The sequence below is a fragment of the Pseudomonas sp. HMSC065H01 genome (genome assembly GCF_001815235.1).
In the GTDB taxonomy this organism is placed as follows: Bacteria; Pseudomonadota; Gammaproteobacteria; order Pseudomonadales; family Pseudomonadaceae; genus Pseudomonas; species Pseudomonas aeruginosa.
Genome location: NZ_KV819859.1, coordinates 283072 through 308045 on the forward strand (window position 1 = coordinate 283072; position 24974 = coordinate 308045).

26 protein-coding genes are annotated in these 24974 nt (G+C 64.9%); 10 read left to right on the forward strand and 16 right to left on the reverse strand.

Annotated elements, in window-relative coordinates; all coding sequences use genetic code 11:
* Window positions 1–174: 174 nt before the first annotated feature.
* From sucD to sdhC, 9 genes are all read right to left on the reverse strand, one after another.
* Window positions 175–1062, reverse strand: coding sequence for a succinate--CoA ligase subunit alpha (sucD, locus tag HMPREF3014_RS09100; RefSeq protein WP_003087428.1), 888 nt, complete (start codon window positions 1060–1062; stop codon window positions 175–177).
* Window positions 1062–2228, reverse strand: coding sequence for an ADP-forming succinate--CoA ligase subunit beta (gene sucC, locus HMPREF3014_RS09105; protein WP_003087425.1), 1167 nt, complete (start codon window positions 2226–2228; stop codon window positions 1062–1064). Before sucC ends, sucD begins: the two co-directional genes overlap by 1 nt.
* A gap of 328 nt (window positions 2229–2556) precedes the next feature.
* Window positions 2557–3993 carry a dihydrolipoyl dehydrogenase gene (gene lpdA, locus HMPREF3014_RS09110; protein ID WP_003087422.1) on the reverse strand — a complete coding sequence of 479 codons (1437 nt, stop codon included), beginning with the start codon at window positions 3991–3993 and terminating at the stop codon, window positions 2557–2559.
* 68 nt (window positions 3994–4061) lie between these two features.
* The gene (odhB, locus tag HMPREF3014_RS09115; RefSeq protein ID WP_003114264.1) at window positions 4062–5291 is read right to left on the reverse strand and encodes a 2-oxoglutarate dehydrogenase complex dihydrolipoyllysine-residue succinyltransferase; all 1230 of its coding nucleotides are present in this window, start codon (window positions 5289–5291) and stop codon (window positions 4062–4064) included.
* A 42-nt stretch (window positions 5292–5333) separates the two neighbouring features.
* Entirely contained in the window at window positions 5334–8165 is a 2832-nt protein-coding gene (locus HMPREF3014_RS09120; protein WP_003087413.1) for a 2-oxoglutarate dehydrogenase E1 component, read from the reverse strand.
* A 256-nt stretch (window positions 8166–8421) separates the two neighbouring features.
* Window positions 8422–9129 carry a succinate dehydrogenase iron-sulfur subunit gene (locus HMPREF3014_RS09125; protein ID WP_003087410.1) on the reverse strand — a complete coding sequence of 236 codons (708 nt, stop codon included), beginning with the start codon at window positions 9127–9129 and terminating at the stop codon, window positions 8422–8424.
* A gap of 11 nt (window positions 9130–9140) precedes the next feature.
* The gene (sdhA, locus tag HMPREF3014_RS09130; protein WP_003087407.1) at window positions 9141–10913 is read right to left on the reverse strand and encodes a succinate dehydrogenase flavoprotein subunit; all 1773 of its coding nucleotides are present in this window, start codon (window positions 10911–10913) and stop codon (window positions 9141–9143) included.
* A gap of 3 nt (window positions 10914–10916) precedes the next feature.
* Window positions 10917–11285, reverse strand: coding sequence for a succinate dehydrogenase, hydrophobic membrane anchor protein (gene sdhD / locus HMPREF3014_RS09135; RefSeq protein WP_003104386.1), 369 nt, complete (start codon window positions 11283–11285; stop codon window positions 10917–10919).
* Entirely contained in the window at window positions 11279–11665 is a 387-nt protein-coding gene (gene sdhC, locus HMPREF3014_RS09140) for a succinate dehydrogenase, cytochrome b556 subunit (RefSeq protein ID WP_003104388.1), read from the reverse strand. The genes sdhD and sdhC overlap by 7 nt, the downstream gene beginning before the upstream one ends.
* A 348-nt stretch (window positions 11666–12013) precedes the next feature.
* Here sdhC and gltA point away from each other — a divergent pair, with 348 nt between their 5' ends.
* Entirely contained in the window at window positions 12014–13300 is a 1287-nt protein-coding gene (gene gltA, locus HMPREF3014_RS09145) for a citrate synthase (RefSeq protein ID WP_003087400.1), read from the forward strand.
* 114 nt (window positions 13301–13414) lie between these two features.
* Here the strand turns inward: gltA and HMPREF3014_RS09150 are convergent, their stop codons facing one another.
* The 3 genes from HMPREF3014_RS09150 to HMPREF3014_RS09160 form a co-directional block, all read right to left on the reverse strand.
* The gene (locus tag HMPREF3014_RS09150) at window positions 13415–14023 is read right to left on the reverse strand and encodes an START domain-containing protein (RefSeq protein ID WP_003104390.1); all 609 of its coding nucleotides are present in this window, start codon (window positions 14021–14023) and stop codon (window positions 13415–13417) included.
* A gap of 133 nt (window positions 14024–14156) precedes the next feature.
* A complete protein-coding gene (locus HMPREF3014_RS09155; RefSeq protein WP_003087397.1) occupies window positions 14157–14411 on the reverse strand; it encodes a YkgJ family cysteine cluster protein in 255 nt (84 codons plus the stop codon).
* Window positions 14412–14514: 103 nt separating this feature from the next.
* The gene (locus tag HMPREF3014_RS09160) at window positions 14515–15270 is read right to left on the reverse strand and encodes a hypothetical protein (RefSeq protein ID WP_023087600.1); all 756 of its coding nucleotides are present in this window, start codon (window positions 15268–15270) and stop codon (window positions 14515–14517) included.
* 115 nt (window positions 15271–15385) lie between these two features.
* On the opposite strand from HMPREF3014_RS09160, the gene HMPREF3014_RS09165 reads away from it, so the two are divergent.
* Window positions 15386–15727 carry a DMT family protein gene (locus tag HMPREF3014_RS09165; protein ID WP_003104394.1) on the forward strand — a complete coding sequence of 114 codons (342 nt, stop codon included), beginning with the start codon at window positions 15386–15388 and terminating at the stop codon, window positions 15725–15727.
* A gap of 6 nt (window positions 15728–15733) precedes the next feature.
* Here the strand turns inward: HMPREF3014_RS09165 and HMPREF3014_RS09170 are convergent, their stop codons facing one another.
* Window positions 15734–16600 (reverse strand): NAD(P)-dependent oxidoreductase, encoded by an 867-nt coding sequence (locus HMPREF3014_RS09170; protein ID WP_023087601.1) that lies wholly within the window; start codon window positions 16598–16600, stop codon window positions 15734–15736.
* 103 nt (window positions 16601–16703) lie between these two features.
* Between HMPREF3014_RS09170 and HMPREF3014_RS09175 the strand changes: the two genes are divergently transcribed.
* Window positions 16704–17255, forward strand: a complete 552-nt coding sequence (locus tag HMPREF3014_RS09175; RefSeq protein ID WP_003104398.1) for a 3'-5' exonuclease — start codon at window positions 16704–16706, stop codon at window positions 17253–17255.
* Between the two features lie 94 nt (window positions 17256–17349).
* Entirely contained in the window at window positions 17350–17631 is a 282-nt protein-coding gene (locus HMPREF3014_RS09180; protein ID WP_003087375.1) for a pyrimidine/purine nucleoside phosphorylase, read from the forward strand.
* A 117-nt stretch (window positions 17632–17748) separates the two neighbouring features.
* Here HMPREF3014_RS09180 and HMPREF3014_RS09185 read toward each other — a convergent pair whose 3' ends face one another.
* Together HMPREF3014_RS09185 and HMPREF3014_RS09190 are read right to left on the reverse strand one after the other, a co-directional pair.
* Window positions 17749–18345: a DUF1287 domain-containing protein gene (locus HMPREF3014_RS09185; protein ID WP_003104401.1), complete on the reverse strand. Its 597-nt coding sequence runs from the start codon at window positions 18343–18345 to the stop codon at window positions 17749–17751.
* Between the two features lie 10 nt (window positions 18346–18355).
* Window positions 18356–19501, reverse strand: a complete 1146-nt coding sequence (locus tag HMPREF3014_RS09190) for an ATP-NAD kinase family protein (protein WP_003144857.1) — start codon at window positions 19499–19501, stop codon at window positions 18356–18358.
* A 209-nt stretch (window positions 19502–19710) separates the two neighbouring features.
* On the opposite strand from HMPREF3014_RS09190, the gene HMPREF3014_RS09195 reads away from it, so the two are divergent.
* Window positions 19711–19890 carry a PA1571 family protein gene (locus HMPREF3014_RS09195; protein WP_003087367.1) on the forward strand — a complete coding sequence of 60 codons (180 nt, stop codon included), beginning with the start codon at window positions 19711–19713 and terminating at the stop codon, window positions 19888–19890.
* 68 nt (window positions 19891–19958) lie between these two features.
* On the opposite strand, the gene HMPREF3014_RS09200 is transcribed toward HMPREF3014_RS09195, so the two are convergent.
* The gene (locus HMPREF3014_RS09200) at window positions 19959–20840 is read right to left on the reverse strand and encodes a LysR substrate-binding domain-containing protein (RefSeq protein WP_003104408.1); all 882 of its coding nucleotides are present in this window, start codon (window positions 20838–20840) and stop codon (window positions 19959–19961) included.
* Window positions 20841–21217: 377 nt separating this feature from the next.
* On the opposite strand from HMPREF3014_RS09200, the gene HMPREF3014_RS09205 reads away from it, so the two are divergent.
* The 5 genes from HMPREF3014_RS09205 to HMPREF3014_RS35375 form a co-directional block, all read left to right on the forward strand.
* Complete coding sequence (locus tag HMPREF3014_RS09205) at window positions 21218–22579, forward strand: MFS transporter (RefSeq protein ID WP_003144858.1); 1362 nt, start codon at window positions 21218–21220, stop codon at window positions 22577–22579.
* 55 nt (window positions 22580–22634) lie between these two features.
* Window positions 22635–22988: a RidA family protein gene (locus HMPREF3014_RS09210; RefSeq protein ID WP_003104412.1), complete on the forward strand. Its 354-nt coding sequence runs from the start codon at window positions 22635–22637 to the stop codon at window positions 22986–22988.
* 10 nt (window positions 22989–22998) lie between these two features.
* On the forward strand, window positions 22999–24396 hold the full coding sequence (locus tag HMPREF3014_RS09215; protein ID WP_003114272.1) for an FAD-dependent oxidoreductase: 1398 nt from the start codon (window positions 22999–23001) through the stop codon (window positions 24394–24396).
* A 151-nt stretch (window positions 24397–24547) separates the two neighbouring features.
* Window positions 24548–24736 carry a hypothetical protein gene (locus HMPREF3014_RS33250; protein ID WP_003449842.1) on the forward strand — a complete coding sequence of 63 codons (189 nt, stop codon included), beginning with the start codon at window positions 24548–24550 and terminating at the stop codon, window positions 24734–24736.
* A gap of 127 nt (window positions 24737–24863) precedes the next feature.
* Window positions 24864–24974 (forward strand): hypothetical protein (locus tag HMPREF3014_RS35375; protein ID WP_228493209.1); only part of this gene is annotated, 111 nt, incomplete at its 3' end.

Genomic DNA, 24974 nt, shown 5'->3' on the forward strand with positions numbered 1-24974 from the left:
GCAGGCGCGCTGGCCTGCGGGATGATGCGTGGCGCGCCCGGGGTTTTGTCGGACACGAACCGTTGGCAATGATAGCGCATCGCGGCAACATTCGTTTGACGGATGCGATAGAACGACGAAGGCCACCGCTGTGAGGCGGTGGCCTTCGTCCTGGAACTCAGAAAACCCGGGAAATCAGGCCTTCTTCACTTCCCAACCGGTCAGCTCGGCCAGGGCCTTGCCGATGTCGGCCAGGGAACGCACGGTCTTCACACCGGCGTCCTGCAGGGCGGCGAACTTCTCGTCCGCGGTGCCCTTGCCGCCGGAGATGATGGCGCCGGCGTGGCCCATGCGCTTGCCCGGAGGGGCAGTCACGCCAGCGATGTAGGACACCACCGGCTTGGTCACGTTGGCCTTGATGAAGGCCGCGGCTTCTTCTTCGGCGGAACCGCCGATCTCGCCGATCATGACGATGGCTTCGGTCTGCGGATCTTCCTGGAACAGCTTCAGGATGTCGATGAAGTTGGAGCCCGGGATCGGGTCGCCGCCGATGCCCACGCAGGTGGACTGGCCGAAGCCGGCGTCGGTGGTCTGCTTCACGGCTTCGTAGGTCAGGGTGCCGGAACGCGACACGATGCCTACCTTGCCCGGCAGGTGGATGTGACCCGGCATGATGCCGATCTTGCACTCGCCGGGAGTGATCACGCCCGGGCAGTTCGGGCCGATCAGGCGTACGCCCAGCTCGTCGCACTTGACCTTGGCGTCCAGCATGTCGAGGGTCGGGATGCCTTCGGTGATGCAGACGATCAGCTTGATGCCGCCGAATGCCGCTTCCAGGATCGAGTCCTTGCAGAACGGAGCCGGAACGTAGATGACCGAGGCTTCGGCGCCGGTGGCTTCCACGGCTTCCTTGACGGTGTTGAACACCGGCAGGCCGAGGTGGGTGGTGCCGCCCTTGCCGGGGGTCACGCCGCCGACCATCTTGGTGCCGTAGGCGATGGCCTGTTCGGAGTGGAAGGTGCCCTGGCTACCGGTGAAGCCTTGGCAGATGACTTTGGTGTCTTTGTTGATCAGGACGCTCATTACTTACCCTCCGCGGCCTTGACGACTTGCTGGGCAGCGTCGGTCAGGCTGGTTGCCGCGATGATGTTCAGGCCGCTTTCGGCCAGGACCTTGGCACCCAGTTCAGCGTTGTTGCCTTCCAGGCGGACGACAACCGGAACCTTCACGCCGACTTCTTTGACGGCGCCGATGATGCCTTCGGCGATCATGTCGCAACGCACGATGCCGCCGAAGATGTTCACCAGGACAGCCTTCACGTTGCTGTCGGACAGGATGATCTTGAACGCTTCGGTCACGCGCTCCTTGGTCGCACCGCCGCCAACATCGAGGAAGTTGGCCGGCTTGCCGCCGTGCAGGTTGACGATGTCCATGGTACCCATGGCCAGGCCGGCGCCGTTGACCATGCAGCCGATGTTGCCTTCCAGCGCGACGTAGTTCAGCTCCCACTTCTGCGCATGGGCTTCACGGGCATCGTCCTGGGACGGGTCGTGCATGGCGCGCAGCTTCGGCTGACGGTACAGGGCGTTGCTGTCGATGTTGATCTTGGCATCCAGGCAGTGCAGGTTGCCGTCTTTCTTGATCACCAGCGGGTTCACTTCCAGCAGGGCCAGGTCGTAGTCCTGGAACAGCTTCGCCAGGCCGACGAAGATATGGGTGAACTGCTTGATCTGGTCGCCCTTCAGGCCCAGCTGGAAGGCCAGCTCGCGGCCCTGGTACGGCTGCGCGCCGACCAGCGGGTCGATGGTAGCCTTGAGGATCTTCTCGGGAGTGTCGTGGGCGACCTTCTCGATGTCCACGCCACCTTCGGTGGAAGCCATGAACACGATGCGGCGGCTGGAACGATCGACGACGGCGCCGAGGTACAGCTCCTTGTCGATGTCGGTGCAGGACTCCACCAGGATCTTGCTGACCGGCTGGCCGTTGGCGTCGGTCTGGTAGGTCACCAGGTTCTTGCCCAGCCACTGCTGGGCGAACGCCTTGGCGTCCTCTTTGCTCTTCACCAGCTTCACACCGCCCGCTTTACCGCGGCCGCCGGCGTGCACCTGAGCTTTGACGACCCACTCGCTGCCGCCGATCTTGTCGCAGGCTTCTGCGGCCTCTTCGGGGGTGTCTACGGCAAAGCCCTTGGATACAGGCAGGCCGTATTCAGCGAACAGCTGCTTACCCTGATATTCGTGGAGATTCATGCTTGTCTACCGTTATTCGTCTAGGTATTGCGCATTTCGGCGGAGCGCTCGTGGCGCCCCACCACCTGTGACCGTCGTTTCGCGAACCACCCGGCTCGCGAAAAAACAGTCCGGCGGCATACGCCCGCGGCCACCTCGCAACGGTCGCCGGCGCTCACCCGCCGTGGTTCTTCTGAAAGTCTGCCGCCTGCGGCATCCCGACGCAGGCGGCAAACCGTGGATTCTACAGAACCCGGACCCGACAAGGCCAGGAACCTGTCCTGGCCTGACGGACGACGCGTCCCGCGTCGCTGTGACGCCCCTGGCGTGAACCGGGGCGTCGGATCACTCAGCGCTTCTTGCGGTTGGCGATGTGGATGGCATGGCCATTCACTGCCAGGGCAGCTTCGTGCAGGGCTTCGGACAGCGTCGGGTGAGAGAAGACCATCATGCCCAGGTCTTCGGCGCTGGTGCCGAATTCCATGCCGATCGCGCCTTGCTGTACCAGCTCGGCGGCGCTCGGGCCGATCACGTGGACGCCCAGGACGCGGTCGGTCTTCGCATCGGCGATGACCTTGACCAGGCCGGTGGTGTCGTTGGCCGCCATCGCGCGACCGCTGGCGGCGAACGGGAAGGTGCCGACGTTGACTTCGACGCCCTCGGCCTTGAGGGTCTGCTCGGTCTTGCCGACCCAGGCGATTTCCGGGTGGGTGTAGATGACCGACGGAATCAGGTCGTAGTTCATCTGCGCCTTGTGGCCGGCGATGCGCTCGGCGACCATCACGCCCTCTTCCGAGGCCTTGTGCGCGAGCATCGCGCCGCGAACCACGTCACCGATGGCGAAGACGCCCGGAACGCTGGTCTTGCAGTGGTCGTCGACGTAGATGAAGCCACGCTCGTCCAGGGTCACGCCGCTGTCGGCGGCCAGCAGGTCGGTGGTCACCGGGCGACGGCCGACCGCGACGATCAGCTTGTCGAAGGTTTCCTTCTGCTCGCCGTTGGCGTCGGTGAAGGTCACGGTGACCTGCTTCTTCTTCACTTCCGAAGCGGTCACGCGGGCACCCAGGCGAATGTTCAGGCCTTGCTTGGTCAGGACCTTCAGGGCTTCCTTGGCGATCTGCTCGTCGGCAGCCGGGAGGAACTTGTCCAGGGCTTCCAGCACGGTCACCTCGGCACCCAGGCGGGCCCATACCGAACCCAGCTCCAGACCGATGACGCCGGCGCCGATCACACCCAGCTTCTTCGGCACGGCCTGGAATTCCAGGGCGCCGGTGGAGTCGACGATGATGTCGTCGGTCAGCGGGGCCGGCGGGATCTCCACCGGGCGGGAGCCGGAAGCGATGATCACGTTCTCGGCTTCCAGGACCTGGGTCTTGCCGTCCAGACCGGTCACTTCCACCTGCTTGTTGGCCAGCAGCTTGCCGTGGCCTTCGAAGGAGGTCACGCCGTTGGCCTTGAACAGGGTAGCGATGCCGCCGGTCAGGTTCTTGACGATGTTGGCCTTGCGCGCAACCATCGCCGGAACGTCGATGGTGACGCCCTTGGCTTCGATACCATGGACTTTGAAGGCCTCTTTGGCCTCATGGTACTTGTAGGAGCTGTCCAGCAGCGCCTTGGACGGGATGCAGCCAACGTTCAGGCAGGTACCGCCGAGCGCCACCTTGCCTTCCTTGCCGATGTACTTCTCGATGCAGGCGGTCTTCAGGCCCAGCTGGGCAGCGCGGATGGCGGCAACGTAACCGCCGGGGCCGGCACCAATCACTACCACGTCGAATTTCTGGCTCATATCTCAATCCTTATTCGGGTGAAACCGGACGGCCCCACGAGGGGGCCGCCGTGAAGAGAAACGCTAAATCAGACGTCCAGCAGCAGGCGAGCCGGATCTTCCAGCAGGTCCTTGATCGCCACCAGGAAGCTCACCGCTTCCTTGCCGTCGATCAGACGGTGGTCGTAGGACAGCGCCAGGTACATCATCGGCAGGATCACCACCTGGCCGTTCACGGCCATCGGGCGCTCCTGGATCTTGTGCATGCCGAGGATGGCGGTCTGCGGCGGGTTGACGATCGGGGTCGACAGCAGGGAACCGAACACGCCACCGTTAGAGATGGTGAAGGTGCCGCCGGTCATGTCTTCGATGGTCAGCTTGCCTTCCTTCGCCTTCTTGCCGAAGTTGGCGATGCCGCCCTCGATCTCGGCCAGGCTCATGAACTCGGCGTTACGCAGTACCGGAACCACCAGGCCGCGGTCGCTGGAAACGGCAACACCGATGTCCTGGTAGCCGTGGTAGACGATGTCGTTACCGTCGATGGAAGCGTTGACCCCCGGGAAGCGCTTCAGCGCCTCGGTGGCGGCCTTGACGAAGAAGGACATGAAGCCCAGGCGCACGCCGTTGTGCTTCTTCTCGAACAGGTCCTTGTACTTCGAACGCAGGTCCATGATCGGCTTCATGTTGACCTCGTTGAAGGTGGTCAGCATGGCCATGGCGGACTGCGCCTCGACCAGGCGCTCGGCGACCTTGGCCCGCAGGCGGGTCATCGGCACGCGCTTCTCGACACGGTCGCCGGCGGCGAAGATCGGCGCCTCGGCAGCCGGGGCGGCAGGCTTGGCCGGGGCGGCCGGGGCGTTCTTCTTCGCTTCGACCGCAGCGACCACGTCCTCCTTGGTCACGCGACCGCCCTTGCCGGTGCCGGCGATGCTGTTCGGATCGATGCCGGCTTCCTCGGCCAGCTTGCGCGCGGCCGGGGACAGGATGGCGTCGTCGCCGCCAGCGGCGGCCGGAGCGGCGGCCTGTGCAGCCGGAGCGGCGGCGGGCGCAGCGGCAGCCGGAGCGGCCGGAGCGGCGGCACCGCCTTCGTTCAGCTTGCCGAGCAGCTCGTTGCTCAGAACGGTGTCGCCTTCGTTCTTGATGATCTCGGCCAGCACGCCGTCAGCCTCGGCGAGAACCTCGATGACCACCTTGTCGGTCTCGATGTCGACGATCAGTTCGTCGCGCTTGACTGCTTCGCCCGGCTTCTTGTGCCAGGTGGCGACGGTGCCGTCGGCGACCGATTCCGGGAAGGTTGGGGCTTTGATTTCGATAGCCATTGTGTGCGTTTCCTTAAATTCGGTTTCTTCAGCGCGTAGGCGTTAAACAGTAAAGGCGTCTTGCAGCAGTTTTTCCTGCTGCTCGGCGTGCATCGAGGCGTAGCCGCAAGCCGGAGCAGCGGAGCCTTCGCGGCCGGCGTACTCGAGATTGAGGCCCTTCTTGTGCGCGGCGATGACACGACGCATGTGATGCTGGCTGCAGAACCAGGCGCCCTGGTTCATCGGCTCTTCCTGGCACCAGACGATGTGCTTGAGGTTCTTGTACGGAGCCAGAACTTCCGCCAGGTCGTCTTCCGGGAACGGATACAGCTGCTCGATACGGACGATCGCGGTATCTTCGCGGCCTTCCGCGCGACGCTTCTCCAGCAGGTCGTAGTACACCTTGCCGCTGCACAGCACGACGCGGTCGACCTTCTTCGGATCCAGGCTGTCGATTTCCGGGATCACGGTCTGGAAGGAACCGTTGGCCAGATCTTCCAGGGTCGAGATGGCGAGCTTGTGACGCAGCAGGGACTTCGGCGTCATCACCACCAGCGGCTTGCGCAGCGGGCGGATCACCTGACGGCGGAGCATGTGGTAGACCTGAGCCGGGGTGGTCGGCACGCAGACCTGGATGTTCTGCTCGGCACAGAGCTGCAGGTAGCGCTCCAGGCGCGCGGAGGAGTGCTCCGGGCCCTGCCCCTCATAGCCGTGCGGCAGCAGCATGGTCAGGCCGCAGAGTCGGCCCCATTTGCTTTCGCCACTGGTGATGAACTGGTCGATGACCACCTGGGCGCCGTTGGCGAAGTCGCCGAACTGGGCTTCCCAGATCACCAGCGAGTTCGGCGTGGTGGTGGCGAAACCGTATTCGAACGCCAGCACGGCCTCTTCCGAAAGGAAGGAATCGTAGATATCCAGGCGCGGCTGGCCGTCGAACAGATTGGCCAGCGGTACGTAGACCGAGTCATCCTTCTGGTTGTGCAGCACCGCGTGACGGTGCGAGAAGGTGCCACGGCCGACGTCCTGGCCGGTCATCCGTACCGGATGGCCTTCGAACAGCAGGGTCGCGTAGGCCAGGGTCTCGGCGAAGCCCCAGTTGATCGGCAGGCCACCGGCCGCCATCTTCTGGCGATCTTCGTAGATCTTCGAAACCTGGCGCTGAACCACGAAGCCTTCCGGCACTTCCAGCATCTTGCTGGACAGTTCCTGCAGGGTCTTCAGGTCGAAGCGGGTGTCGTGACGCGCGGTCCAGGCATGACCCAGGTACGGACGCCAGTCGACGAACAGTTCCTTGTTGGGTTCCTTGACCAGGCTCTTCACCACGTGCAGGCCGTTGTCCAGGGCGTCGCGGTAGTCGTCGATCTTCGACTGAACCTGCTCGGCGCTGAGCACGCCGGCATTCACCAGGGCATCGGCGTACAGCTCGCGGGTAGTACGCTGCTTGGCGATCTGCTGGTACATCAGCGGCTGGGTGCCGCTCGGCTCGTCCGCCTCGTTGTGGCCGCGGCGACGGTAGCAGACCAGGTCGATGACCACGTCACGCTTGAACTGCATGCGGTAGTCGACGGCCAGCTGGGTGACGAACAGCACGGCTTCGGGATCGTCGCCGTTGACGTGGAAGATCGGCGCCTGAATCATCTTCGCCACGTCGGTGGCGTACTCGGTGGAACGCGCATCGTCCTGGCGGCTGGTGGTGAAACCGACCTGGTTGTTGATCACCAGGTGGATGGTGCCACCGGTCTTGTAGGCGCGGGTCTGCGACATCTGGAAGGTTTCCATGACCACGCCCTGCCCCGCGAAGGCGGCATCGCCGTGGATGGAAATCGGTACCACCTTGTCGCCGGAGCTGTCCTTGCGGCGGTCCTGGCGGGCACGAACGGAACCCTCGACCACCGGGGAAACGATTTCCAGGTGGGACGGGTTGAACGCCAGCGCCAGGTGGACTTCGCCACCGCTGGTCATCACGTTCGAGGAGAAGCCCTGGTGGTACTTCACGTCACCGGAGCCCAGCTCGACGATCTTCTTGCCTTCGAACTCGTCGAACAGGTCGCGCGGGTTCTTGCCCAGGGTGTTGACCAGGACGTTCAGGCGACCGCGGTGAGCCATGCCGATGACGATTTCCTTGGCGCCGTAGGAACCGCAGCGCTGGATGATCTCGTCGACCATCGGGATCAGGCTTTCGCCGCCTTCCAGGCCGAAACGCTTGGTGCCCGGGTACTTGGTGCCCAGGTACTTCTCCAGGCCTTCGGCCGCGGTCAGGCGCTCGAGCAGGTGCGCACGCGCCTCGGCGGAGAAGCCGGGACGGCCACGCACGCTTTCCAGACGCTGGAGGAACCACTTGCGCTGCTCGGAATCGACGATGTGCATGAACTCGGCGCCGAAGGTACCGCAGTAGGTGCTCTTCAGGCTGTCGACGATTTCACGCAGGGTCGCCTCTTCCTTGCCGATGTAAAGCTCACCGGTGCGGAAAGTGGTGTCCAGGTCGGCACCCGTCAGACCGTAGTGGTCGATCGACAGGTCGGCAGGCGCGGGACGCTGCCACAGGCCGAGCGGGTCGAGGGTGGAAGCCTGGTGGCCGCGGAGACGGTAAGCGTGAATGAGACGAAGGACTTCGACCTGCTTCTTCTCGTGCTCGCTGCTCACGCTACCGGCGGAAACCGGCTGGGCACGGCGCTGGTTCTTGGCCAGCAGGACGAAATGATCGCGCACTGTGGAGTGCGAGACGTCGGGGGCGGGATTGCCATCGGCGGGAAGCTTCTGGAAATACGTGCGCCACTCTTCTGGCACAGCGTTAGGGTCGTGCAGGTAGAGCTCGTAGAGCTCTTCGACGTAGGCAGCGTTACCACCGGATAGATGGGCACTGTTCCACATCCGCTGCATTACGCTTTCGTGCATGCTAGGTCACCCTCGGTAAGGGGACAACCACCTGGCGAAACCTTGAAGGCTCCGAAGTCCTCAGGCAGCGACATCGGTATGGCCACTACAGATCCCGCAGATAGTCCGGGTACCAGCCCGGATGCCCCTGCTGGTCATATTTTTCAAATCTGGGCCATGGCTTTGTGAGCTTGGCCCGCTTAGTTGCTGCGACGCCGGAAGAACTCCGGCGCCACAGGTGTTGCTAGGTACAACTCATATAACAACTGCGAGAGGATCAGGTTCCGCTCTGCAGCAGCATATTACGCACGTGGCCGATCGCCTTGGTCGGGTTCAGACCCTTCGGGCAAACGTTCACGCAGTTCATGATTCCGCGGCAGCGGAACACACTGAACGGGTCGTCCAGCGAAGCCAGGCGCTCTTCGGTCTTGGTGTCACGGCTGTCGGCCAGGAAACGATAGGCTTGCAGCAGTGCGGCCGGACCGAGGAACTTGTCGGGGTTCCACCAGAAGGACGGGCAGGAGGTCGAGCAGCAGGCGCACAGGATGCACTCGTACAGACCGTCCAGCTTCTCGCGCTCTTCCGGGGTCTGCAGACGCTCGATGGCCGGGGCCGGCGTATCGTTCTGCAGGAACGGCTTCACCTTCTCGTATTGCTTGTAGAAGATGCTCATGTCCACGACCAGGTCACGAATGACCGGCAGGCCCGGCAGCGGACGGATCACCAGCTTGCCGCCCTTCAGGCCGGCGGCCGACAGCGGGGTGATGCAGGCCAGGCCGTTCTTGCCGTTGATGTTCATGCCATCGGAGCCGCAGACGCCTTCACGGCAGGAACGACGGTAGGAGAAGCCCTCGTCCTGTTCCTTGATCAGCGCCAGCACGTCGAGGACCATCACGTCCTTGCCGTTGGTGTCGACCTGGAAATCCTGCATGTACGGCGCAGCATCTTTGTCGGGGTTGTAACGATAAACACTCACTTGCAACATGGCGGGCACCCTTAGTAAGTCCGAACCTTGGGTTCGAATGCCGGAACGGTCTTCGGCGCGAAGTTGACGGAACGCTTGGATACGCGCTTCTCACCCGGGAAGTACAGGGTGTGGCACAGCCAGTTCTCGTCGTCGCGCTCCTCGAAGTCTTCACGGGCGTGGGCGCCACGGGACTCCTTGCGGTGCTCGGCCGCGATCGCGGTGGCCTCGGCCACCTCGAGGAGGTTTTGCAGTTCCAGCGCTTCGATGCGCGCGGTGTTGAATGCCTGGCTCTTGTCGTTGATCTTGACGTTGGCGATACGCTCGCGCAGGTCGGCCAGCTGGGCGATGCCCTTCTGCATGTACTCGCCGGTGCGGAACACACCGAAGTAGTTCTGCATGCAGCTTTGCAGCTCGCGCTTGAGCGGAGCGACTTCTTCGCCGCTGGTGCGCTCGTTCACGCCGTTCAGGCGCTTGAAGGAGGCTTCCAGGTCGCTCTCGGAAGCGCCGCGGGCGTCGATGCCCTCTTTCAGCGCTTTTTCCAGGTGCAGACCGGCGGCACGGCCGAATACCACCAGGTCGAGCAGCGAGTTGCCGCCCAGGCGGTTGGCGCCGTGTACCGATACGCAGGCCACTTCGCCCACGGCGAACAGGCCTTCGACGATCTGGTCGTTGCCGTTGGCGTCCTGGGTGATGGCCTGGCCATGGATGTTGGTGGCAACGCCGCCCATCATGTAGTGGCAGGTCGGGATCACCGGGATCGGCGCGACGACCGGGTCGACGTGGGCGAAGGTCTTGGACAGTTCGCAGATGCCGGGCAGGCGGCTGTGCAGGACTTCCTCGCCGAGGTGGTCGAGTTTCAGCAGCACGTGGTCCTTGTTCGGGCCCACGCCGTTGCCGGCCAGGACTTCCTTGACCATGGAACGGGCGACCACGTCGCGACCGGCCAGATCCTTCGCGTTCGGCGCATAACGCTCCATGAAGCGCTCGCCGTGGGCGTTGATCAGGTAGCCGCCTTCGCCGCGGCAACCTTCGGTGACCAGTACACCGGCGCCGGCGATGCCGGTCGGGTGGAACTGCCACATCTCGATGTCCTGCACCGGCACGCCGGCACGCAGGGCCATGCCCACGCCGTCACCGGTGTTGATCAGCGCGTTGGTGGTGGAGGCGTAGATACGGCCGGCACCGCCAGTGGCCAGGACCACGGCCTTGGAACGGATATAGACGGTCTCGCCGGTCTCGATGCAGATGGCGATGATGCCGACCACCGCGCCGTCCTGGTTCTTCACCAGGTCGACCGCGTACCACTCGTTGAGGAACGAGGTGCCATTCTTCAGGTTGGCCTGGTACAGGGTGTGCAGCAGCGCGTGGCCGGTACGGTCGGCGGCGGCGCAGGTACGGGCGGCCTGGCCACCCTTGCCGAAGTCCTTGGACTGGCCGCCGAACGGACGCTGGTAGATGCGGCCGGTTTCGGTACGGGAGAACGGCAGGCCCATGTGCTCGAGTTCGAACACGGCCTCGGGGCCGACGGAACACATGTATTCGATCGCGTCCTGGTCACCGATGTAGTCGGAGCCCTTGACGGTGTCGTACATGTGCCAACGCCAATCGTCGTTCGGGTCGGCCGAAGCGATGGCGCAGGTGATGCCACCCTGTGCGGATACGGTGTGGGAACGGGTCGGGAAGACCTTGGTCACCACGGCGGTCTTGTGGCCGCCCTGGGCCAGTTGCAGCGCGGCACGCATGCCGGCGCCACCGCCACCGACGATGATGGCGTCAAAGGAAAGTGTACGAATGCTAGCCATGGATCACATACCCCAAAGAATCTGCACACCCCAGACGAAGAATGCGAACATCGCCATGCCGCAAACCGCCTGGAAGAGGAAACGCACGACTGTCGCCGCCTTGCCGAGAGCCATCGAAGTCAGGTAGTCGGTGGAGATGGTCCACATACCGACCCACGCATGGACGCTCAGGGCAACCAGGGTCAACAGGCTGAAGATGCGCATCCAACCCTGCGAGAACAGGCCGTGCCAGTCCGCGTAGGAAATGTTGGGGTGAGCAATGAGGTAGCCCAGCAGGAAAATGACATAAGCCGCGAGAACGACCGCGGAAACGCGCTGGGCCATCCAGTCGTAGAGGCCGGAGCGCGAGAAGTTTGTGACGTTAGTTACCATACCCATACCCCCGCCAGAACGATCAGCACCACCGCGATGGCGATGACGATTTTGGAGCCACGCTTACCGCCTTCCAGCGTCTCGCCGACGCCAGCGTCCATGACCAGGTGGCGAACACCGGCCACCAGGTGGTACAGCAGCGCAGACAGCAGGCCCCAGATCACCAGCTTGGCCAGGGGACTGGTCAGGCACGCCTTCACCTGCTCGAAGCCTTCTTCCGAACTCAGCGACTTGTCGAGCGCGAACAGCAGCACGGCAATACCGAGGAACAGGATGACGCCAGAGATACGGTGGAGAATGGACGTGTAAGCGGTGACAGGGAGTTTGATGGTCCTTAGGTCTAGGTTTACAGGTCGTTTGCTATTCACGGCTTTTTTCACACTGAGAGCCCTAACGAACAGGGCTAGTTGTCGGGAAGTGCACTTGTCAGGTACCCATCACCAGGGAGTGGCGACCGTCTATGAAAGCGGGCCAGGAATACCCCTTGCGGTCGGACGCCGAGTATAGACAGTTAGGCTACTAATGACAACGAAAACACCCATCGCCAAATGGTTGATTGCGGGCCTTTTATAAAAGGCGTAAATAGCCCCCTTTTTCTGCGAAAACCCCGCCACGGAAGGCTCTACGGCATGGATTCGCGCAAATTGACTTTCGAATTTATCCCTCTATAGTGGTGCGGGCCCTGCGTGGGGGGTACTGATGATTTCAAGCATAAATAGGAGGCCATCATGGCTGACAAAAAAGCGCAGTTGATCATCGAGGGCTCAGCCCCCGTCGAACTGCCCGTCCTATCCGGTACCATGGGTCCCGATGTAGTGGATGTACGGGGCCTCACCGCCACGGGCCACTTCACCTTCGATCCTGGCTTCATGTCGACCGCCTCCTGCGAGTCGAAGATCACCTATATCGACGGCGACAAAGGCGTCCTCCTCCATCGCGGCTACCCCATCGAGCAACTGGCAGAGAAATCCGACTACCTGGAAACCTGCTACCTGCTGCTGAACGGCGAGCTGCCCACCGCCGCGCAGAAGGAACAGTTCGTCGGCACCATCAAGAACCACACCATGGTTCACGAGCAGTTGAAGACCTTCTTCAACGGCTTCCGCCGCGACGCCCATCCGATGGCCGTGATGTGCGGCGTGATCGGCGCCCTCTCGGCCTTCTACCACGACTCCCTGGACATCAATAACCCGAAGCATCGCGAAGTCTCCGCGCATCGCCTGATCGCCAAGATGCCGACCATCGCCGCCATGGTGTACAAGTACTCCAAGGGCGAGCCGATGATGTATCCGCGTAACGACCTGAACTACGCGGAAAACTTCCTGCACATGATGTTCAACACCCCCTGCGAGACCAAGCCGATCAGCCCCGTGCTGGCCAAGGCCATGGACCGCATCTTCATTCTCCACGCCGACCACGAGCAGAACGCCTCCACCTCCACGGTGCGTCTGGCCGGCTCCTCCGGCGCCAATCCGTTCGCCTGCATCGCCTCCGGCATCGCCGCCCTGTGGGGACCGGCCCATGGCGGCGCGAACGAAGCGGTGCTGCGCATGCTCGACGAGATCGGCGACGTGTCCAACATCGACAAGTTCGTCGAGAAGGCCAAGGACAAGAACGATCCGTTCAAGCTGATGGGCTTCGGCCATCGTGTCTACAAGAACTTCGACCCGCGCGCCAAGGTCATGAAGCAGACCTGCGACGAGGTCCTCCAGGAGCTGGGCATCAACGACCCGCAACTGGAACTGGCGATGAAGCTGGAAGAAATCGCCCGCCACGACCCCTACTTCGTGGAACGCAACCTGTACCCGAACGTCGACTTCTACTCGGGGATCATCCTCAAGGCGATCGGCATTCCGACCAGCATGTTCACCGTGATCTTCGCCCTGGCACGTACCGTCGGCTGGATCTCGCACTGGCAGGAAATGCTCTCCGGCCCCTACAAGATCGGCCGCCCGCGCCAGCTCTATACCGGCCACACCCAGCGCGACTTCACCGCCCTCAAGGATCGCGGCTGAAACCCGTCACGCCCGGCGAGAAAGGCTGCTTCGGCAGCCTTTTTTGTGCCCGCCCCTTTCCGCCGGACACAAAAAAACCGCCCCGGAGGCGGTCTTTTTGCAAGGAAGGCGCGCTCAGCGCTTCTCGGCAGCGCTACGCAGGCCCTTGAGGGTGTTCAGCGGCGCGTCGACCACGAAGCTGTTGGCCAACCAGGAAGGAATGCTGCCACCCGGCTCGGTTTCCACCTGGTAGGTCACTTCCGTCACGCCCTGCCCCTTCGGCTGCAACTTCCACTCGCCGACCAGCTTGGGCACGCGGATCTGGCCCTTTTCCTCGGGGATATAGGTCGGATCGGCCTTAAGGTGACGGATCACGGTGCCATCCGCAGTCTTCTCGGTGGTGACATGGATGACCACGTCGCGACCGGTAACTGGCCAGGGCATGTCGATCTTCGAGTAGGTCCAGGCGTCGGCGCCTTCCTGCTTCAGGAGTTTCATCTCGGCGCAGGCATGGATCCACTTGCAGGAACCCTTGACGTCCTCCTGCAGCGCCTCGATGGTCGCCACGTCGGCCTTGATGTCGGTAACGCCGCGATAAGCCTTGTACTTGGAGCCCTGGACACTGCTGAGGTAGACCTTCACGCCATCCTCGTCCTTGGCCAGCTTCCAGTCTTCGGCCAGCGCATTGCCGGCCACCCCGAACACTGCGGCAGCCAGCACGGTCATACGCAAAATGCCACGCATCGTTCCTGTTCCTCTCTTTATGGTTATTTTCGGTTCGCCGGCCGGGCGGTCGACGCCCTGCAAGCCGCGATCCTGAGCCTTCGGCGCAGGATGCGCAGCAGTATGGCGTGAGACAGCCAGACTTCCAACCCGTTCAAGCGGCAGTGATGACTTCCCACTCCGCGATCAGGGCCAGCGCCTGCTCACGGCTGTCGCCGCAGATTTCCGGATCGGCGCCGAACTGGCCGCATACGGCCGGTCGCTCCGGTCGGCCGAACAGCCCGCAGAGATGGTTTTCGTCCAGGTGCAGGCAGCGTACGCCCGCAGGCTTGCCGGCCGGCATGCCCGGCAGCGGAGAGGAAATCGACGGTGCTATGCAGCAGGCGCCGCAGCCGGCTCTACATTGCATGGGAAGGATCTCGCCCGAAAGTTGGCAGAGGAGCGGCCAGGACAGCCGTCCGAAACGGGCGCAAAGAATACGGACCGGCCAGGCCGCCGCCAAGCCCGGCGGATCAGCGGCGCGTTTCCGCCTCGAGACGCGCGCTGCGAAGCTGCCACTGCTCGCGGTTGCCGGCAGCGAACAGCCAGGCCCTGGCCGACTCCGTCGCTGCCCGCCATTGCACGCGGCCCGGCTCGCGCAGGTCGAGGGATTGCGCCGCCGTCGAGTGGCCGAGGAAGGCGTTGCCAGCGGAACTCCAGTAGCCAGCGATCCCGGCCGGCAAGACCCAGGAGCGACCTTCCGCCTCGTCATCGACGATACCGGACAAGCGCTCCCCCGCTCCACGCCGCCAGGACAGGGCGACCCGGTTCAGCTCGCTGTCCGCCAGCGCGACGCGCACCTCCACGCCGCCCTGGCGCGGCTCGAACGACAGCTCGTAGGCGCTGAGCCGGCCATCGGCGCAGCGCAGGTGCCCCTTCAGGGACAAGCGTCGACCGACCAGTTCGAAGCTCTCCAGGCTCTGCTCCTGGCAGCGCAACTGCAGGCGACCGGCGCTTTCCCGCCCGGCCCCGAGAAAACCGCCCTCGCTCTCCCACAACGGCGGCCGAGCGCTACCCACCACTGACAGGGCGAGGCTCTTGCCGCCCCAGCTCAAGCGGTATTCGCCCAGGTCGAAATTGCGCGGGATGGCAAACGCCGGCGGCACCCGCAGCTCGCTCCACAGAGCCGGCTCCCGCGACGCCTGGCTCGCCCACCAGGCGGCTGCCAGCACGACGGCCAGCCCGCTCAAGGCGAGCCCCCAGACCAGCGAGCGTTTGTGCAACCGCATACCTTTCATCCTTTTCCGAGCACCAGCCCCTACCGGTCGATGCCTGCCCACTTGGATTTATCGCCGCAGCCAATTAGGCTGCGGCGCCGTCCCAATCCCCCGGAGCCCACCCATCATGCCCGTCTGGCTGCAAACCGCCTTGTTGCTAGCCTGTTCCAACCTGTTCATGACCTTCGCCTGGTATGGTCATCTGAAGACTCTCAACAGCAAGCCCTGGATCATCGCCGCCCTGATCAGTTGGGGTATCGCGCTGTTCGAATACCTGCTGCAGGTACCGGCCAACCGCATCGGCTACACCGAACTCTCGGTCGGCCAACTGAAGATCATGCAGGAAGTCATCACCTTGGCGATCTTCGTCCCGTTCAGCGTCTACTTCATGCAGCAGCCGCTGAAACTGGACTACCTCTGGGCCGGCCTGTGCCTGCTCGGCGCGGTGTACTTCATCTTCCGCGCCTGAGCCGCGTCACGAACGCAGCCGGGCGATCAGGCTGGAGGTATCCCAACGACCGCCGCCCATCGCCTGCACTTCGGCGTAGAACTGGTCGACCAGCGCCGTGACCGGCAACTGCGCGCCGTTGCGCCGCGCCTCGGCGAGCAGGATCGACAGGTCCTTGCGCATCCAGTCCACGGCGAAGCCGAAGTCGAACTCTCCGGCCAGCATGCTCTGGTGGCGGTTTTCCAGTTGCCAGGACTGGGCCGCGCCCTTGCCGATCACCTGCATCGCCGCCTCGCCATCGAGACCGGCGCACCGGGCGAAGTGCAGCGCCTCGGCCAGGCCCTGGAGCAGCCCCGCGACGCAGATCTGGTTGACCATCTTGGTCAATTGCCCGCTACCCACGTCGCCCATTCGCCGGACCATCCGCGCATAGCTGCGCAACAGCGGTTCGGCGCGTCGATAGAAGGCCTCCTCGCCACCGACCATCACCGTCAGGGCGCCGTTGACCGCGCCTGCCTGGCCGCCGGAGACCGGCGCGTCGAGAAAGCCCAGCTCACGCTCGGCAGCCAGCAGCGACAGCTCGCGGGCGACTTCCGCCGAAGCGGTGGTGTGGTCGACGAACAGGCTGCCCGGCGCCATTCCGGCGAAGGCGCCCTGCTCGCCCAGCGCCACGGCACGCAGGTCGTCGTCGTTACCGACGCAACAGAACACCAGCTCGGCGCCAGCACAGACCTCGCGCGGCGTATCGGCGCGCCGTCCGGCGTACTCCTCGACCCAGCGCAGCGCCTTGGCCGACGAGCGATTGTAGACACAGACGTCGTAGCCCTCTCGTTGCAGGTGCCCGGCCATCGGGTAGCCCATCGTGCCCAGGCCGAGAAATGCGACCGCAGTCATTCCGTCATCTCCTCGAAATCCGATCCCGCAGCCTAGCACAGCGGTTTGCCGAGGTCCGGAAGCCCCGCCATACTCAGCGCGGACCCTGGTATGGATAGCTCCGATGCCTCACTGGCTGGTAATCGATCTGGAGGCCACCACCGCGGAAGGCGGCTGGCCCCTGGAGGAAATGGAAATCATCGAGATCGGCGCCACCCTGGTCGCCGCCGCGGACGCCCGCGAACTGGACCACTTCCAGCGTTTCGTACGGCCGGTCAGGCGGCCGCTGCTGACCCACTTCTGCCGCGACCTCACGCATATCAGCCAGGCCAACGTCGATGGCGCAGCCCATCTCAATACGGTCTGGGAAGCCTTCGAGCGCTGGCTCGCCCAGCATCGTCCGCGACTAGCCGGCTGGGCCAGTTGGGGCGACTACGACCGCCGCCAGTTGGAGCAGGAATGGCGCCAGCACGGGCTGACCAGCCAGCTCAGCGAAGTGCCGCACGTCAATCTCAAGCAACGCTTCGGCGAAGTCCGCCAGTTGCCCCGCCCAGTCGGCCTGAACGCGGCCCTGCAACTGGCCGGGATGAGTTTCCAGGGCCAGCAGCACCGCGCCCTGGAGGATGCCCGCAATACCGCACGGCTGCTGCCGCTGGTATTGCCGGTGGAGCATTGAACGAGGCCCGCGCCGCCTAGTGACGCCTTTCCGAGGCTTGGGCATACTGGCGGGCCTTTTCAAACCCGCCTGTTCACCCCTTCAGGAGAAGCCCATGTTCAAGGTCAACGAATACTTCGACGGCACCGTCAAATCCATCGCCTTCGACATGACCGCCGGCCCGGCCACCATCGGCGTGATGGCGGCAGGCGAATACGAGTTCGGCACCAGCCAGCTGGAGATCATGCATGTGGTCGCCGGCGCGCTGACGGTCAAGCTGCCGGGCAGCGACGAGTGGCAGGAATACGCCAGCGGCAGCCAGTTCACCGTCCCGGCGAACAGCAAGTTCCAGCTCAAGGTCGCCCAGGACACCGCCTACCTCTGCGAATATCGCTGAGCCCGGGCAGACAGGAAAACCGGCCGCAGGCCGGTTTTTTCTTGCCCGTCGTCCAGCGGCTGCGGCGGAGGAATCGAGCTGCGCTCATCCGCCGCTGGAACGGCTTGCCCAGCCCATTCAGCCCTGCGGGAAGCGGTAGTGGCCGATGACCTGGTAGCGGAACAGCAGGTCCTCTTCCCGCACGCCGGCACCGATGTTGTGCAACACCAGCGGCCTGCCCTCCAGCCTGCGATCGGAAAGCACGCCGATATGCAGCAGGCCGTTGTCCAGGCGCCAGGCGACTATGTCTCCGGCCCGGTAGGCGGAAGCGTCGCGGCTCGGCGCCAGGGCCAGGCCCTGGCGGCTGAACCAGGTCATCAGGTTCGGTACGCGGCGGTGATCGATGTTGCGGTCGGTACCTTTCATTCCCCATTGCTGCGGGTAGGCCGCGAAGTGGCGACGCATGTCCTCGTGCACCGCCTTCTGTAGATCCAGCCCCTGTCCGCGCAGCGCACGGACCACCACGTCGGTGCAGACCCCGGTCTGCAGCGGCACGTCGCCGCCCGGATAGTCCAGTTGCCGGTAGGCCGGGTCGTAGCCCAGGGTCACGCCCACCTGGGCACGCGCCGCATCCACCAGTCGCTGCGGTTCGACCGCAGCGGCCGCCACCAGCGGCAGTCCGAGCATGGCGAGCAGCAACAGGCGGCGCAGCGCGCCGGATACGTCCTTGTCCATCCTTTTCCTCCTAAGCGCCCGCGGGCGCGTCCTGGTCCTTCGCGTATCCCAGCGGATACAGCAGTTCTTCCTTGTAGCCGGCCCAGACCCGGATGGCGTCCGGGAAGCTGTCGTCCAGCACCGGGTCGCCGCTGTCGACCAGCAACGGCCGGCCCCCGAGGGTCCCCAGCTTGCGCTTGGTGGCGACCACCCGCATGCGCTCCAGGCCGATGGCGCGCAACACCCGGGGACTGATCTGCTGGTTGCCGCGACCGATCACGTGGCCCTGGCCGCCGATGGCGGTGACCAGCAGGTACGCCGGATGACCGTCCACCAGTTCGAACAGCCGCGCCTCGTCGACGTCTCGGGCAATCACCGCGCCATTCTCCAGCACGTCGACGCCCAGCAGGGTGGTTTCCAGGCCGAGATTGCGCGCCAGGCCATGCAAGGTCGAGCCCGGTCCGAGCACATAGCGCACGCCGTCTTCCCAGTTTTCCGCCAGCCAGTCGGCGAGGTCCACCAGCACCAGCTCCTCGGACTCCATCCCTGCCTGCTTCACGTGCTGCATGAAGTGGCCCTCCTCCGGCACTGTCATCTCGCCGTACCAACGCGCGGCGACGCGGCCGGCGCGCAGCGCCTCTTCGTCGAGGTCGCGCACCTCGCCGCTGGCCAGGCGCACCAGGCCGCCCTCGACCAGGCGCCTGGCCAATTCGCCGGCCGCGCGCGGACTGATGGCATAGACCCCGGAGTGGATCTTCACCCCGGCCGGAATGCCGAGCACCGGCTGTTGCTCGCGCACCACCCCGGCAACATCCCGTGCTGTGCCATCACCACCGGCGAACAGGATCAGGGCGACACCGGCCTCCTGCAAACGCTCGATCGCCAACCGGGTATCCGCCGCGCTGCTGACCGCTCCCTGCCACTCGCCGAGCAGGCGATGGCGGAAGCCCATGCGCTCGAGCAACTCACCACCCATGGCCCCGGGAAAGGTCAGGAACTCGATCTTCTCGACCAGCGGCAACAGGCACTCCAGGGCTATCCGGGTGCGCTCCAGCGCACGTGGTTCGGCGCCTCTGGCCAGGGCCTCGGCGGCCACCCCGTCGCTACCCTTCAAGGCGACCGGGCCACCCAGCCCGGCCAGGGGATTGACCACCAACCCCAGGCGAAACATGTCCATACTCATCCTCGGGCGAACTCCAGGACGCCCACACCGGTCGGACCACTATAACCAGAAAAACCCAGCGGTAGCCGGCAAGCTGGCACGCCGACTGCAAGATTGCTATGGTCCATGGCTTTCGCGTTGGAGCGGCACGACATCCGCCGTTTGTCACGGCGGTTTCATCTGCGCTCCCTAGACTGCCGATAAACCTGATGAGGAGACGGGCAATGAATTCGCAACACACCGATACCGCCAAGCGCCGCGTGATCCCCTTCAATACGCAGCAGCACAGCGGTGGCGCCATCATCGACGCCCAGGGCCGGGAGATCCCGATCACCGAGGTGATGATCCAGCGCGCCTGCCGCGAACTGGACAGGTCCCTGGAGCAGGAACAGAAGCAGGCCTGAGCGCCCGCCAGCACGACTTCGAAGCCCGGCATCCGCCGGGCTTTTTTTCGCTTGCGCGAAGCCGCGCCCTAGCTCGGCGCCGGCAGGTCCTCGCCGACCAGGTCGAGGAAGGTCTCGACGATCCGCCGCGAACGCTGTTCGCGCAGGCACACCAGGGTCTCGGTCAGGCGTCGCTGGCAATCGACGATGGGTAGCGCATGGACCCGCGTGTCGGCGCCGAACTCCGCGGCCGACACCACCCCCACGCCGATCCCCGCCACCACCGCCTCGCGCGAGGCCTCGCGGCCCTCGACCTGGATCGCCGGACGGATCCGCAGGCCGGCGCGGCTCATCTCCTCCTCCAGGGTCTGGCGGGTCACCGAGCCCTGCTCGCGCAGCACCAGCGGCATGTCGTCGAGATCGGCGAGCCGGATCGACTCGCGCCCGGCCCACGGATGGCTGAGCGAAACGAAGGCGACGATCGGGTCGTTGCGCAGGGTCAGCGAAAGCAACCGCTCGTCGCTGACGTCCCGGCCCAACAGGGCCAGGTCGGCCTGGTAGCTGAACAGTCGCTGCAGAGACTCGTCGGTATTGCCGGTCTCCACCCGCACCGCGATGCCCGGATAGCGCTCGCAGAAACGCGCGATCTGCGGCAATACGTGCACCGGCGCATCCACCGCCAGGGTCAGGGTGCCGGTCTGCAGGGCGCTGGAGGCGGACAACAGCTCCTCCGCCTCGGCCTCGATCGCGAACAGCCGCTGGGTCACCGCGAGCAGGCGCTCGCCCAGTTCGCTCAGGCGCACCGAGCGCTTGTTACGATGGAACAGCAGCACGCCGTAACGCTCCTCCAGCTTGCGCACCTGGTCGGAAACCGCCGGCTGGGTGAGAAACAGGCGCTCGGCGGCGCGCGTGAAGCTGCCGTACACGGCGACCGCATGGAAAGCCTTCAACTGTGCATGGGATACCGACATGGACCTTCACCATTCCAGGCAGGACAAGGGGTTCCGCGCCTTGGGCGGCGCACACGGGAATGACCGTTCGGTCAACTTCCTCGACCCACGCCGCGCCAGGCTTACGGACAAACAAGTAAAACTTATATTTAAAATTTGATAAATCGATTTCATTTATTTATCCGGAATTGTTTCCATCGCTTCACCACAGCGCGCCAGCGCCTCGGCAGCCAGCCCCTGCCAGGGCAGCCGCAACCCTTACCCAGGAGGTGAAGCCGACTCCAGATACCTCTGACCAGGCGCCGCGACATGGCGGTGCGGAAGTGCTCATCAGAACAACAACAAGGCGTGTTCCCCTCACACCTGCCGGCACCGATAACAAGATCGAGGTCAGATCCATGAATCAACGTCCCGGGACGGCGCTGCCGTCCTCTCCCGTGTCCAGCTTCCAGCGCTGGCGCCTGCAGATATTCGCGATCACCTGGCTGGCCTACGCCGCCTTCTATTTCACCCGCAAGGCCTTTTCCGTCGCCAAGCTCGGCATCGCCGAAGATCCGGACTTCCAGTTGGACAAGATGGCGATGGCCGATCTCGACGCCATCTATCTCGCCGCCTATGCCGTCGGCCAGTTCACCTGGGGCGTGCTGGCCGACCGCTTCGGCCCGCGCATCGTGGTGTTCGGCGGCCTGCTGATCTCCGCACTGGCCGCGCTGGTCATGGGCACCTTCGCCACCCTGCCGATCTTCGCCACCTGCATGGTGGTCCAGGGACTGGCGCAGTCCACCGGCTGGTCGGGGCTGTGCAAGAACATCGGCAGTTTCTTCGCCACCCACGAACGCGGTCGGGTGCTCGGCCTGTGGAGCACCTGCTACGCCTTCGGCGGCCTGGTCGCCTCGCCGTTCGCCGGCTGGTGGGCGTACAGCGTGTTCGGTACCTGGCACGCGGCGTTCTACTCCAGCGCCGCGGTGGTCGGCGGCGTGGCCCTGCTGTTCCTGCTGTTGCAGCGCAACCGCCCGGAAGACGTCGGCCATCCTCCCGTCGAACCGCAGGCCGCGAGCGAAGCCGTGCGCTATGCCGGCTTCAGGCCGGAAGGCGGCAACGGCGGCAGCCTGCAGGTGCTCGCCAAGGTGGTGCGCAACCGCACGGTGCTCTGCCTCGGCCTGGCCTACTTCCTGCTCAAGCCGGCGCGCTACGCGATCCTCCTGTGGGGACCGGTGATCGTCTACGAACGCATGCCGGCGCTCGGCAAGGTCGGCGCGGCGATCGTTCCCACCGCCTTCGAGGTAGCCGGCCTGCTCGGCCCGATCCTGATCGGCTTCGCCTCGGACAAGCTGTTCGGCGCACGGCGCATGCCGGCCTGCGTGATCAGCCTGCTGGCGCTGACCGTCTGCCTGGCGCTGTTCGTCCCGGCGATGACCACCGGCAGCATTCCGATAGTGGTCGGCCTGCTGTTCATGATGGGACTGACCCTGTACGGCCCGGACTCGATGATCTGCGGCTCCGCCGCCATCGACTTCGGCACCAGCGAGGCCGCCGGCACCGCCTCCGGCTTCGTCAATGGCTGCGGTTCGGTGGGCGCGATCCTCGGCGGTCTGTTGCCCGGCTATTTCGACACCTACACGGTGTTCATCGGCTTCACCATCGCAGCCCTGATCGCCACCGCGGTGCTCCTCCCGCACTGGAACAGCCGGCCCGGCGGCGCACGGGAAAGCCTGCGGAATATCCCCAGCCTGGCGGACTTCCGTCCCATCCGCTCCTGACCGTCCGCGGCGGGAACCTCCGCCGCGTCCTTCTCCACGAACCGGGAACCCCCTCATGCATATCGAACGTTTCGAAGTCGTCAAGCGTCGGGCCGAGATGGCCCTGCACGGCAACACGGTCTACATCGGCGGCCAGGTCGCAGACGACCCCAGCGGTGACATCCAGGACCAGACCCGCCAGATCCTGGAGAACATCGACCGGCTGCTCCAGAGCGTCGGCAGCGACCGCGGCCAGGTGCTCTCGGTACGCATACTGCTAGCCCACCGGGAGGACTACGCCGGTCTCAACCAGGTCTGGGACCAGTGGTTTCCCGAAGGCCGGGCGCCGACCCGCGCCTGTAGCCTGGCCGAGTTGATCGACCCGCGCTGGCGGGTGGAAATGATCGTCGTCGCCGCCCGCCCGCAGTGAGAGCACAGCCATGACCTTCCGACCCTTCTGGCTGGACCAGGCCCTACGCTCCGAACATGCGGCACCCTGCCCGCCGCTGGCCGGGGATACCCGCGCCGACGTGTGCATCGTCGGCGGCGGCTACACCGGCCTGTGGACCGCCATCATGCTCAAGGAGCACGATCCCGGGCTCGATGTGGTGCTGGTCGAGGCCGACCTCTGCGGCGCCGGCGCCAGCGGCCGCAACGGCGGCTGCGCGCTGTCCTGGTCGGCCAAGTTCTTCACCCTGGAACGGCTGTTCGGACTAACCGAGGCGATCCGCCTGGTCAAGGCCTCCGAGGACAGCATCCGGGCCATCGGCGCCTTCTGCCAGCGCTACGACGTCGAGGCCGACTACCGGCTGGACGGCACCCTCTATACCGCCACCAACCCGGCCCAGGTCGGCAGCACCGACAGCGTGATCGCCGCTCTGGAGCGCCACGGCATCAACTCCTTCGCCAAGCGCCCGCTGGCCGACGTGCAGCGCCTGGCCGGCTCGCGCAGGCACCTGGAGGGCTGGTTCTCACCGGCTGCCGCGACGGTGCAACCAGGCAAGCTGGTTCGCGGCCTGCGCCGGGTCGCCCTGCAACTGGGGGTACGCCTGTACGAAGGCACGCCGATGCGAGGACTGGAGCACGGCCGCCCGGCGGAAGTGGTCACCCCCCACGGGCGGGTCGTCGCCGGCCGCGTGGTGCTGGCGCTGAACGCCTGGATGGCGAGGGCCTTCCCGCAGTTCGAACGCAGCGTGGCGATCGTCTCCAGCGACATGCTCATCACCGAGCCACGACCGGACCTGTTGCAGGAGATAGGCCTGACCAGCGGGGTCAGCGTGCTCGACTCACGGATCTTCGTGCATTACTACCACAACACCCCGGACGGCCGGCTGATGCTCGGCAAGGGCGGCAACACCTTCGCCTACGGCGGACGCATGCTACCGGTGTTCGACCGTCCCTCGCCGTATCTCGGACAACTGCGTGGCAGCTTGCGGGAGTTCTTCCCCGAGTTCGCCGAGGTCGCCATCGAGGCCAGCTGGAACGGTCCGTCGGATCGCTCGGTGACCGGCCTGCCGTTCTTCGGCCGGCTCGACGGCCGCGACAATGTGTTCTACGGCTTCGGCTACTCCGGCAGCGGCGTCGGTCCATGCCACATGGGCGGGCAGATCCTTTCTTCGCTGGCGCTCGGCCTGGACAATCCCTGGACCCGTTCGCCGCTGACCCAGGGGCCGCTCGGCCGCTTCCCGCCGGAGCCGATCCGCTATGTCGGTTCGCTGATGGTGCGCAACGCGATCCGTCGCAAGGAGCACGCCGAAGACGCCGGCCGGCGCCCGCGTCATCTCGACGTACGCCTGGCCAGGTTCGCCGCCGCCGCGGGCAAGGCCGACAAGGGTTGAGCCGCTTTCCGGGCGTCTCTTCAGCCCATTCGGGGGCGCCCTTCTTTTTCCTTCGGTTTCGATTTCGCTCAAGCAAAGGTCGTAAAAAGCGCATTTAATTCACCCGTCAGCCTGTGCGAGGCTGTTCCAACCCCTGGCCCAGTTTTCCTTCATGCACCTACCGACGACGCGCACCCTGCCCTACCAGCCTTCCGCCAACCCGGCCGGAACGCCCGCGCGTCTACCCCGCAAGCACAGCCGCTGGCTGGAACTGGAGCCGCTCTCCCTCCCTCTCGAACTGGCCTTCTGGGCGCTCTGGCATTGCCGCCACGCGCGTCCGCCGGACGCTCGTCACGCCTGATATCCCTCCGGCCCCGCGCAACGGCGGGGCCGGCCTGCCGCTTGCATGCCGTTCCGCGACGCTGCCGTCGCCGGAGCGCCGCTGCGAGCGTCGCGACGCTACCGGACAAGACCGACAAGAGAGCCCCATGAACTTCGCCTGCGAACAAGAAGCCCAGGATTTCCTGGCCGCCAACCCCGACATCGAACTCTTCGAACTGTTCATTCTCGACGCCAACGGCGTGCCGCGCGGCAAGCTG